The sequence below is a fragment of the uncultured Campylobacter sp. genome, assembly GCF_938045225.1.
Classification (GTDB): domain Bacteria; phylum Campylobacterota; class Campylobacteria; order Campylobacterales; family Campylobacteraceae; genus Campylobacter_A.
Genome location: NZ_CALINL010000326.1, coordinates 1 through 8,509, shown reverse-complemented (window position 1 = coordinate 8,509; position 8,509 = coordinate 1). Strand labels below are relative to the sequence as shown.

General features: G+C 46.1%; 8 protein-coding genes and 2 pseudogenes. 5 read left to right on the top strand and 5 right to left on the bottom strand.

Translation table 11 applies throughout. The features are described 5' to 3' along the window. Window positions 1-49: 49 nt before the first annotated feature. Window positions 50-850, top strand: a pseudogene (locus Q0200_RS11835) (RNA polymerase factor sigma-54); the annotation flags it as partial. Between the two features lie 218 nt (window positions 851-1,068). Then, window positions 1,069-1,362: a hypothetical protein gene (locus tag Q0200_RS11830; protein WP_297941298.1), complete on the top strand. Its 294-nt coding sequence runs from the start codon at window positions 1,069-1,071 to the stop codon at window positions 1,360-1,362. Window positions 1,363-1,383: 21 nt separating this feature from the next. Here Q0200_RS11830 and Q0200_RS11825 read toward each other — a convergent pair whose 3' ends face one another. The 5 genes and pseudogenes from Q0200_RS11825 to Q0200_RS11805 all read right to left on the bottom strand — a co-directional run bounded on the left by Q0200_RS11825 (window position 1,384) and on the right by Q0200_RS11805 (window position 6,069). Continuing rightward, window positions 1,384-1,575, bottom strand: coding sequence for a DnaJ domain-containing protein (locus tag Q0200_RS11825; RefSeq protein WP_297941299.1), 192 nt, complete (start codon window positions 1,573-1,575; stop codon window positions 1,384-1,386). Window positions 1,576-1,656: 81 nt separating this feature from the next. Continuing rightward, window positions 1,657-2,013: pseudogene (locus Q0200_RS11820) on the bottom strand (hypothetical protein); the annotation flags it as partial. Next, window positions 2,003-3,598 (bottom strand): mechanosensitive ion channel domain-containing protein, encoded by a 1,596-nt coding sequence (locus Q0200_RS11815; RefSeq protein WP_297941297.1) that lies wholly within the window; start codon window positions 3,596-3,598, stop codon window positions 2,003-2,005. The gene Q0200_RS11815 and the pseudogene Q0200_RS11820, both read right to left, overlap by 11 nt. Further along, window positions 3,595-4,632, bottom strand: a complete 1,038-nt coding sequence (aroB, locus tag Q0200_RS11810; protein WP_297941296.1) for a 3-dehydroquinate synthase — start codon at window positions 4,630-4,632, stop codon at window positions 3,595-3,597. The genes Q0200_RS11815 and aroB overlap by 4 nt, the downstream gene beginning before the upstream one ends. Before the next feature lie 33 nt (window positions 4,633-4,665). Continuing rightward, complete coding sequence (locus tag Q0200_RS11805; RefSeq protein WP_297941295.1) at window positions 4,666-6,069, bottom strand: TrkA C-terminal domain-containing protein; 1,404 nt, start codon at window positions 6,067-6,069, stop codon at window positions 4,666-4,668. Between the two features lie 35 nt (window positions 6,070-6,104). On the opposite strand from Q0200_RS11805, the gene tgt reads away from it, so the two are divergent. From tgt to Q0200_RS11790, 3 genes are read left to right on the top strand one after another with little or no spacing between them, the layout of a single operon-like run. Beyond that, the gene (gene tgt, locus Q0200_RS11800; protein ID WP_297941294.1) at window positions 6,105-7,241 is read left to right on the top strand and encodes a tRNA guanosine(34) transglycosylase Tgt; all 1,137 of its coding nucleotides are present in this window, start codon (window positions 6,105-6,107) and stop codon (window positions 7,239-7,241) included. Between the two features lie 9 nt (window positions 7,242-7,250). Then, window positions 7,251-7,943, top strand: coding sequence for a CorA family divalent cation transporter (locus Q0200_RS11795; RefSeq protein ID WP_297941293.1), 693 nt, complete (start codon window positions 7,251-7,253; stop codon window positions 7,941-7,943). 8 nt (window positions 7,944-7,951) lie between these two features. Then, window positions 7,952-8,302, top strand: a complete 351-nt coding sequence (locus Q0200_RS11790) for a hypothetical protein (protein WP_297941292.1) — start codon at window positions 7,952-7,954, stop codon at window positions 8,300-8,302. The last annotated feature ends 207 nt before the right edge of the window (window positions 8,303-8,509 follow it).

The following is an 8,509-nucleotide window of genomic DNA, read 5'->3' as shown; positions in this document are numbered from 1 at the left end:
CCAAATCGAGAACTTGTAGTAGTCGTTGTTGCCACCGTCGGTGATATAGAAGGACTACAAAGAGAGCTTTTTGTTTCAGCTTGAGGAGCTAAATTTGGACGAGAAGCTCTTTGAAAGCGCTAAAAAGCTTGCGTTAAATTTCGAAAATCTCTCCCAAATGCGCAAAATTCCGCTCTATAATGAAGCGCTCGCCGTCATCAAGAGGCTAAAAAATCCGCCCGCTATAGAGTATATGAGCGAGGCTGCGGCGATCATCCCAGATATCGTCATCGACACGAGCTCTGGCGGTATCGAGGTACGCATCAACGACGACTTTTATCCAGAGATCGTCATCGACGTGGAGGGGCTTGATGAAAAAGAGAGCTTCGTCGCCTCGCGCGTAAAAGAGGCAAAAGACCTCATAGACGCGCTTGATATGCGAAAAGCTACGCTGCGCAAGATCGCCCTTATGCTGGTGGAGTATCAGTATGATTACTTTTTTGGCGGCGACATCAAGCCTATGCGCCTAAAAGACATCGCCGAGGATCTGGGGCGAAACCCGTCGACCATCTCGCGCGGCATCTCAAACAAATACCTCGAATGCTCGCGAGGACTCGTGCCTATAAAGAGCTTTTTCTCCGCTGCGATCGACGAGGACGTCTCAAACAAGGCTATCAAGGACTTCGTAGCAAATTTGGTTCGCAACGAAAATCCTGCCAAGCCGCTTAGCGATCTTAAAATTTTGGAGTTTATAAAGAAGGAATTTAACGTCGAGGTCGTCCGGCGCACGATAACCAAATACCGCCTGGCGCTAAATATCGGTAGCTCCAGCGAGCGTAAAAAGACCTATCTGCTGCAATCCGGTAAGTAAAATTTGACGCTTGGAGCGGGCAAATTTGCCAAGCACGACGCAAATTAGAGCTTAAATTTACAATTCAAGCGGAGTTTTGGCGAGGCTCGTATCGCATTTCCCTTGATTTTTAAGTCTCGAAAATTTAAAATATCCGTATGAAGCGCATATTTTTTATTCTTTTTGTCTTATTTTTAGGCATTGCGAGTACTTATTTGATTGAGGGCATCGCTCCTGGCATGGACAACATCATGGGCGGTTTATTTTTCGGTTTGATTTTGGCTATACCAATTTTTTGGTTATTTCGCTGTTTGGGGCTTATTCCTTGCGATCAAAATATTGAACTAACGCCTATAGATCTATTTTTCGACGATAGCAACGGCGATAGTTACTTTTACGTTTTTAATCTTATTATTTCTTTGATTTTGATGTTACTTATAGGCCCTTATGCGTTAATTATGGCTATAGTTTGCGTGATTTTTCAGGGCACTATTAAACGGTTATTAAAATATATTTTTTATGCTAAAGTCTAAATTTAAATCTTATTCCGCCGCTCACGATTCTAGCTCCTTAAAATAAGGCTTCAAACTCTCGTAGGCGTTTTGGATACGCTGAAACTGCGTTTTGCACTCGTCCAAAAGCTCCGGGCTAAGCGCGGCGTGAAAGTCTGGGTGATAGGCCTTGACGAGCTCCAGATATCGGTTTCGCACCTCCTCAAAGCTATCGTTTTTATCGCACCCAAGCACGGTAAAATGATCCTCGAAAAGGCTAGCAAGCGCGGCAAATTTGGCTTCGTTTTTCTTGGCGCAGATTTTGATCTGTTTTTTAAATTTTTCAAATTCCTCTTCGTTATAGTTAAAGATGATCGAAAATTTCATATATTCGCTTTTGTTAAACAGCTCCTTGCCCTTACTCACCGCGCCGCAGCCCGTTAGTATCACTCTGGCGCCGCGCTTTTTTATGCCGTTTATGTAGCTGCGCGCGCCGCTATCTGCAGAGTTTGTGACCGTGCAAGAGTTTACCACTACGATGTCGGCTTCGTTTTCGTCGCTAACGATATCGTAGTCTTTGACGTAGCTTTTCATCAGCTCGGTGTCGTAGATGTTCGTGCGGCAGCCGAATGTTTTAAAAAATACCTTTTCCCTGCGCGGCTCTTGCGGGGTCAAATTTGAGTTAGGCTTCATGCTTCTCCTCGCCGCCTTCGCCCATCGGCTTTGTTTCGCCTGCTTTTACGCGTCTATCCATGTAAATAGTCTGCGTAGGATAGGCGATCACGATATCGTCGTGACTAGCGATGGCTTCCATTATCTCCGCACTTATCGTGCTTCGCAAAGATAGCGTGGCAAAGGTGTTTGCCATGTACCAGACCGAAATTTTCACGCCGTAAGGCTCGATAAAAGTAAACACGCGCGGCTCGACGTTTGGGGTTTTTATGCTGTATTGATTTCGCAGCTTGCTCATTTGTTTTTTGGCGATTTCCGTGTAGCCTTTGGAGTATTTTCGCGCGATATCCTTGATGATGTGGGCGGCTTTTTTATGGTTAGAATCAAAGCTACAAACCACGTCGATGCCGTCCCAGACGGTCTTCATGCCGTGGTGCGAGTAGTTTGCGATAAGATCGGTGAAGATATAGTTGTTCGGCACGAATATAATGCGCCCCGCTCTGCGGTTTGAGTTTACGGTGACGATTGTGACATCCTCGTAAATAGTCATCCTAAGCAGCGAGATATCGATGATGTCGCCCACGACGTCCTCTCCGTCCTTGCGCACCTTGATGCGGTCGCCGACGTGAAAACTACCGCCAAAAACCACCACCGTCCAGCCGAGCATACTCATAAACATATCTTTCATGGCAATCGCGATACCTGCAGACGCAAAGCCCAGCACCGTGACGAGATAGGTCACGTTTTCGATATAAGCAAAAAGCAAAATCATGATGATGAGCGTGATGTTTACGAGGTTTATAAATTTGTTTGCCGTATAGAGGCGCTCGTTATCCGTGATCGTCTTTTTGATGATAAATTTGAACAAAAACGAAAGCCCGATCACGACGACGATAAATATACCGATATCAAGCGCCTTTTTCATCTGCGCTTTGATATCCTCGCTAGTGCGGTTTATCGCCTCGTTTACGCGCTTTTCATACACGCCGTAGGTTGTTTTTGCGATGTCGGCCGCGGCGTTAAATTCCGCTAGCTCCTGTCTAGCCTCCGCAAGCTCGGCTTGAAAGCGCACATCGTCGCTCAAATTTACGATTTGGGCTAAAATTTGCTCTTTTCTAGCTAGTTCGTCGGTCGTCTTTGAAAGCCCGTCTAGTCGGCGCTTATACTCGTCTTTTTCGCTTCTTAGCTGCTTTATGTGCGAAAAGCCCGAGATCACGGCGACGGGATTGGTTATCTTTTGTAAAATTTCTATCTCGGGAGCCGTTATCATGCTAGAAAACGGCGCTTTTTGAAACTCTCTTAGAAGTTCGATCTGTTCTTTTAGCGTACTTTGTTTTTTTTGTAGCTCAAGCACTTTTTCGGTATTTTTGGCTTGTTTTTTTATCGCCGCTTCGATTTCATCGAGCTCCGCGCTTAGTTTTTGAAAGGTGTTGTAGTTTGAGTAGCGAGTCGCCCAGATGTTATCGGCTAGCTCGTCCTCAATAAAGGCCAAAGACGCGTTTAGCTCGGATAGCTGGGCTTCTTTTGTCGCGTTAAATTCGCTAGGTATATCGTCAAGCGCATAAGCAAAGATCGCAAAAAATAAAATAAATAAAATTTTTCTCATTCAAACTCTCTTAAAACATCCATCACGAGCTCGCGCGGCACGTCTTTTCGTATCTCATATGCGCCGATACCTCGCGGCAGGATAAATTTGATCGCGGAGTTTTCCGCCTTTTTATCAAGGAAAAACGCCTCGTAAAAGCTGCTTGCATTTGGCACCTTGTAGCTTATCGGCAGATCAAATTTAACTAAAAGCTCCGCCACGCGCGCCTTTTGCTCCTCGCTCATGAGGCCTAGTTTCACCGCTAGCGCGTTAGCCATATTCATGCCGATCGCCACCGCCTCGCCGTGTAGATATTTTTTATAGTTCGTTTCGTTTTCTATCACGTGAGCGAAGGTGTGACCGTAGTTTAGCACCGCGCGCACGCCCTTTTCGCGCTCGTCGGCCTCTACGGCGGCAGCTTTTATCTGCACGCAGCGGTAGATCAAATTTTGCAAATTCGCCTCATCCGTCAAATTGGCGCCCTTCATCCACGAAAATAGCTTTTCGTCAAAGGTTATCGCCATCTTTACGGCTTCCGCAAGGCCTGCTACAAATTCGCGCTTTTCAAGCGTTTTTAAAAATTCAGTCTCGCAGTAAACGGCGCTAGGTTGATAAAACGAGCCGATCAGATTTTTACCGAATTTGTTATTTACGCCCGTCTTTCCGCCTACGCTCGCGTCCACTTGCGCTAGCAAAGTAGTCGGGATGTTTATAAATTTGATCCCGCGCTCGAAAATGCTCGCCGCAAAGCCCGCCATATCGCTCACCACTCCGCCGCCAAGCGCGATGATCACGCTACTGCGGTCAAGGCGGCTGACGAAAAGCTGCTCTAAAATCGCCTCTATCGTTTGCATATTTTTATACTCTTCGCCATCGGGGACGCTGATGACGAATTTTTGCGGACAAACTATGCGAGAGAGTAAATTTTGCAGGTAAAGCCCGCCTACCTTTGCGTTGGTCACGATTGCGACTTTAGCGTCAAATTTAAGCTCTTTTAGCTCGTTTATATAGACGCCGTAGCCTGGCTTGCCGTCAAATTTTATATCTATTTTCATCTTATTCTCCGCTTTTATTTTATCCAAAATAGCCTAATTTATCGGTATAAAAATTTGATAGTTATCGCTAAGGCGCGAGTATAGACGATTCATGTCGTTTGAAAACGCCGCAAAGGCGTCTTTTTTACTGATCTTTTTCGTAAACGGCACGAACTGGAGCAAATTTCGCTCTTTTTTTAGCCTTAAAATCGGATTTGAGTTTTTGTCCTCGACGACCTCGATCTTACGCCCGAAAATCTTAGCCAAACTATCAAAATGCTCCTCCATCTCCTCGTCTGCGCCGTTTCGGCCGAAGTGATAAAGCGTTATCGGCATATCAAGCTGCGAGCAGCAGTCCATGATGACGGCCGATTGGCTCTCTATCTCGTCGCCAAAACCGCTACTTAGCACCACGCCTTTTTTGATCTCGTCGATGTCGCTTTTACCGATGGCGGCGACTGGTTTTTTTAGCTCGAAAAGCAGCCTTTTGTGCGCGGCAAAAAATTTATTGTCCGTCACCACAAGCCCGACGTCGTTTTTAAAAACGTCGTCTTTTATCTGCCCTACTCCGCCTCCGAAATAATCAAACATCACCGTCGCCATCTCGTCGTTTACGGATTTTAGCTTTTCGTAGGCTAAATTTAGCGCAGGATTTACGACCTTGACGAAAAGGCGTCTGTTGTTTAGCTTTTCGTGCAGTTTTAAACTCTGCTCAAGCAGCCTTATGCACAGCTTTTCGCCCATCTTTTTCATGTCTAAAAACAGATAAATATTATGCCCAAACGGGTTTGGAAACTGCCCGGTTTCTTTTTTTACGCTTCTAAATACGCTTAAAAGCACGCTTGGTTCGCCCACTATTAGCAAAACGTCGCCCGGCAGGATCATTAAATTAGGCTTTGAAATCATGAAATTTGAGCCCCGATAAATCATCGCGATGCGCCATTTTTTCTGCGTTATGGAGCTGATGTGACGGTACATAAAGGAGCTGCCTACCGGCACTTTTACTTCCATTATCTCGCCCTTGCCAAGGCCTAGGTTGTCGGCTACGACGGGTATGTCCGGTAAAAAGTCCATGAGTCTAGCCGTTAGCACCGCTCGCGCGTCCAAGACCGTTAGGTGCGAGTCGTCCTCCAGTCCGCCAAGCCCCCAAAGATCAAGCATCAAGATTTCCGTTTTTTTGCTGATTTGACGCAGGTTGTTATAGACGCTGACCGTATCAAAGCCGTCTTTTAGCATTATCATAAACTGGCTAAAATAGCCGCTAACTACCTGCTTAAGACGATCAAAACTCGTCGGATCAAAGCGGTAAAAGGTAAAATTTTCTAAATTTTCCCCTCCCAAAATCTCCTCGTCCATAGCGATAACCGTGTAGTGATGAGCGTTATTTCGCGCTACGAATAGTCTTTCTAAGAAATGTTTCGCTACAATGCCGTCCGCAACTATCAAGATATTTTTCATTAAAACTCCAAATTTAAAGGGGCTATTATATCAAAATGACTTTTAGTATAGATAAAACGGACGGTGCGGCGCGCGCGGGCACGCTAACGACCGCTCACTCGACGATCAAAACGCCCGTGTTTATGCCAGTTGGCACCGTCGGCGCCGTAAAGAGCCTAGACGCCGTAGATATGATGCAGATTTTAGACGCCCAAATCATCCTAGGCAACACCTACCACCTCTATCTACGTCCTAGCAGCAAGGTCGTAAAAGAGCTTGGCGGCCTGCACGGCTTTACTAAATTTAACCGCTCGTTTTTAACCGATAGCGGCGGCTTTCAGGCCTTTTCGCTAAGTAAAATCTCAAAGCCCGATGAAAACGGTATCAAATTTAAAAGCCATATAGACGGCAGCGCGCACTATTTCACGCCGCGCTCCGTGCTAGATACCCAGTACGACCTAAACTCCGACATTATGATGATCCTAGACGATCTAGTCGCGCTTCCGGCTGAAAAAAAACGCGTGGAGCTAAGCATAAAACGCACGATAAAATGGGCGCGCGAGGCGATAGATTATCATAAATTTAAGCAAAATAACGGCGAAGGGCTCACGCAAAATATATTCGGCATAATCCAAGGCGGCACGGACGAGGCGGCGCGTAAATTTTGCGCCGAGGCGCTGTGCGAGATGCCCTTTGACGGGCTTGCTATCGGTGGTCTTAGCGTAGGCGAAAGCAACCAAGAGATGTATGACACCGTACAGGCCGTGATGCCATACATCGACGCGGCGCGTCCGCGCTATCTCATGGGCGTAGGCACTCCAGAAGACCTCGTAGAAAACGTGGCTCGCGGCGTGGATATGTTTGACTGCGTGATGCCGACGCGAAACGCTCGTAACGGCACGCTATTTACGAGTTTTGGCAAGATAAATATCAAGTCCGCGAGATTTGCCACCGACTGCGCTCCGATAGATCCTCAGTGCGACTGCTACGCGTGCCGTAACTACTCTCGCGCCTATCTTAGCCACCTATACCGCGCGGGCGAGCTGACGTTTTTCCGCCTAGCGAGCTTGCATAACTTGCATTATTATCTAAATTTGATGCGGCAGATGAGAGAAGCGATAACGGCGGGCGAATTTGAAAAATTTAGGCGAAATTTCTACACCAAACGCGGCAAAGACGCGCCAAGTATATAAGGCAAAACAGTGAGCGAGCGCGATATCTCGGGGTACTTCTACGACGAGGAGTGCGAGTACGTCTATCTCGTCACGGACGGCAGCGAACAAAACTATAAATTTATCTTTAAAGACGACAAAATTTACGCCCGGGACGGCAGCGAGAGCGGCGCGGAGGAGTTTATCCGCGTAGTAAAAAAGATAACGAGCGAGTTTCGCGCCAAGATCGCCGAGCACTCCGCCCAGCTTGAAAGCTACGAGAAAATTTACGCGGGCAAGAGGGATTTTACTAAATTTATCAAAAAGCACGCGGTCTTAAAATACGAAATACGCAAATTTCAAAATAAAATTTCACACTTTTACGAGGCTCTGGCGATCTGTCAAAACGAAAGGCCCGAGCTAAAAAAGCAGCTCAAAAACTACGTCTACGAAGCCGGCGTGCTAAAAAACGCAGCCTGCGAAAACGCCGCTAGGATAGACGATATCTACGCGCATATACAGAGCCTAAAAAACGACAAAATCAACCGAAACATCTACATCCTTACGCTGCTTTCGGCGCTATTTTTGCCGCTAAATTTTATCACGGGATTTTTCGGGATGAACACGAACGGGATGTTTTTAGGCGGCTTTCAAAACGGTACGGCTATCGTCGCCGGATCTATGCTTGCGCTTTTTGCGACGCTGGCGGGACTGTTTTGGCTATATAGTAAAAGACGTGGTTAGGAATCAAAATGAATAAAATTTTACTTTTTGTAACTATTTTGGGCATAAACGCGGCATTTGGCGGGATAATAGAGTGGCAAATGGCCTGCAAAGCAGGAAACGCACAAGCTTGCACGGCGGCAGCGGAGTATTTTTACGGGATGGCTCGCACGGAGGATCACTATAAAAAAGCCGCACAAATGTATAAAATCGCTTGCGATAAAGATGTCGGTGAAGCGTGCAGCGGACTAGGCATACTTTACGCAGAAGGCCAAGGCGTAAAAATGGATACAAAAAAAGCAAGAGAGCTTTTTAAAAAAGCTTGCGATAACGGCGAGAAATCAGGCTGCTACAATTACGAGGAAAGCTTTAAAGAGTAAATTTGACGATTTAAAATTTAACGTAAAAATCGCAAATAAAATTTAGCCTTAGTCGGTGCACAAAATCATCTTAAAAGCCAAGTTGTTATATCTGTAAAATTTAACCCAAAATCAGCACGTTAAATTTGAGCCTCATTAAAAAATAAGCGCAAATTTAACGCACCCAAACCAAAAACGCAAATCAGGTGCGCGACCTAGCCAAATTTA

Coding starts and splice junctions, on each gene's coding strand:
- tgt (WP_297941294.1), top strand. CDS start 6,105: ATGACTTTTAGTATAGATAAAACGGACGGTGCGGCGCGCGCGGGCACG.
- Q0200_RS11790 (WP_297941292.1), top strand. CDS start 7,952: ATGAATAAAATTTTACTTTTTGTAACTATTTTGGGCATAAACGCGGCA.
- Q0200_RS11805 (WP_297941295.1), bottom strand. CDS start 6,069: ATGAAAAATATCTTGATAGTTGCGGACGGCATTGTAGCGAAACATTTC.
- Q0200_RS11830 (WP_297941298.1), top strand. CDS start 1,069: ATGGACAACATCATGGGCGGTTTATTTTTCGGTTTGATTTTGGCTATA.
- aroB (WP_297941296.1), bottom strand. CDS start 4,632: ATGAAAATAGATATAAAATTTGACGGCAAGCCAGGCTACGGCGTCTAT.
- Q0200_RS11815 (WP_297941297.1), bottom strand. CDS start 3,598: ATGAGAAAAATTTTATTTATTTTATTTTTTGCGATCTTTGCTTATGCG.